The 1,008-nt window shown below is 56.1% G+C and carries 4 protein-coding genes; all 4 read left to right on the top strand.

All coding sequences use genetic code 11. From position 1 onward, the window contains the following. The first annotated feature begins 30 nt into the window (after positions 1-30). From OOT00_RS16025 to OOT00_RS16010, 4 genes are read left to right on the top strand one after another with little or no spacing between them, the layout of a single operon-like run. Positions 31-249: a hypothetical protein gene (locus OOT00_RS16025; protein ID WP_265426428.1), complete on the top strand. Its 219-nt coding sequence runs from the start codon at positions 31-33 to the stop codon at positions 247-249. Beyond that, positions 246-482 carry a hypothetical protein gene (locus OOT00_RS16020; protein ID WP_265426427.1) on the top strand — a complete coding sequence of 79 codons (237 nt, stop codon included), beginning with the start codon at positions 246-248 and terminating at the stop codon, positions 480-482. The genes OOT00_RS16025 and OOT00_RS16020 overlap by 4 nt, the downstream gene beginning before the upstream one ends. After that, a complete protein-coding gene (locus OOT00_RS16015) occupies positions 479-619 on the top strand; it encodes a hypothetical protein (protein ID WP_265426426.1) in 141 nt (46 codons plus the stop codon). Before OOT00_RS16020 ends, OOT00_RS16015 begins: the two co-directional genes overlap by 4 nt. Positions 620-628: 9 nt before the next feature. Next, complete coding sequence (locus tag OOT00_RS16010; protein ID WP_265426425.1) at positions 629-970, top strand: DUF4258 domain-containing protein; 342 nt, start codon at positions 629-631, stop codon at positions 968-970. The last annotated feature ends 38 nt before the right edge of the window (positions 971-1,008 follow it).

Raw genomic sequence — 1,008 nt, 5'->3', positions numbered from 1 at the left:
ATACAAAACCACAATAAAGGGAGAATACCCATGACCCCAATCCAAGTCAACGGCTTTTCAATGAAGGGACGACGGCGCGAAATCATGGCTGTCATGGCCATCCTGAAACGCCGTCACCGCACCACCGGAGATCTTCTCCGGTCCATGGCCCCCGCGGCGGAAGTCGCCCGGATGCCGGATACAAACAGCCGCTGGATCTTCCCACCCACCGGCACGGATATCCACACCATCACAGGAGGTGCCGGATGATCTACGCAGACCCCAAACAATGCAGGATTGAACGAACGCCCTCCACCGCTGCACTGATAGGACCGGATGGCCATGCCCTGATATTTATGGCTGAAAAAGTATCGGACAGGCAGCTCTGGTATCTTCTCGACATCCTGAACATCACCTATGAATTTGGCTGGAATAGGGGGAGAGCGCACCAGATGTCGGCCTTTTTGGATAGGGGAACCCTGAGTATGCAGGAGGCATCATGAAAACAGACGCGATGGAGATGGTCTCTCGGGTCTACGAAGCCTGCGGAGAGGCACTGGAAAAAGAGAGGGCCAGACGGGAGGCAAAGGAACGCTGTCTGGTCTGGGAACAGGTTTTTCGGAAAACCCATCAGAAATGAGGAGGTCCCATGCACGTCTCCCTCACCGAACATGCCGAACGCCGAATGCAGGAACGCAGCCTCGGCCTGCCCCATCTGCTGGCCGTGCTGTCTTCCGGGGTGGCCATGCCCAACGGGAATGGCCGCATACAGCACCGACTGGAAGATTTATGCGTCATATCCAGCCGATGCCGGGACACCCTGCACATCATCACCTTTTACCGGATGCAGGCAAAACAGGCCGCCAAACCCAAACGCCCTCTGGCCATGGCCAGAACAAGGACCATGGCCAGAAAGCACGGTTTCCGGGATCCCAATTTGAAACGCAAACTCAAATCCGGCCATATTCACTACCTGTGGCCCGCCGCCTGAGGAGACACCATGCAAACTCTTGCAATTGTTTCAAGGGA

This window comes from Desulfobotulus pelophilus (assembly GCF_026155325.1).
Taxonomy (GTDB): domain Bacteria; phylum Desulfobacterota; class Desulfobacteria; order Desulfobacterales; family ASO4-4; genus Desulfobotulus; species Desulfobotulus pelophilus.
Note: the sequence above shows the minus strand (reverse complement) of the source record. Positions and strands in the feature narration are given on the sequence as shown.

What these genes read in the sequence shown, in the direction of transcription:
- OOT00_RS16025 (WP_265426428.1), top strand. Translation starts at nt 31, where the DNA reads ATGACCCCAATCCAAGTCAACGGCTTTTCAATGAAGGGACGACGGCGC.
- OOT00_RS16020 (WP_265426427.1), top strand. Translation starts at nt 246, where the DNA reads ATGATCTACGCAGACCCCAAACAATGCAGGATTGAACGAACGCCCTCC.
- OOT00_RS16015 (WP_265426426.1), top strand. Translation starts at nt 479, where the DNA reads ATGAAAACAGACGCGATGGAGATGGTCTCTCGGGTCTACGAAGCCTGC.
- OOT00_RS16010 (WP_265426425.1), top strand. Translation starts at nt 629, where the DNA reads ATGCACGTCTCCCTCACCGAACATGCCGAACGCCGAATGCAGGAACGC.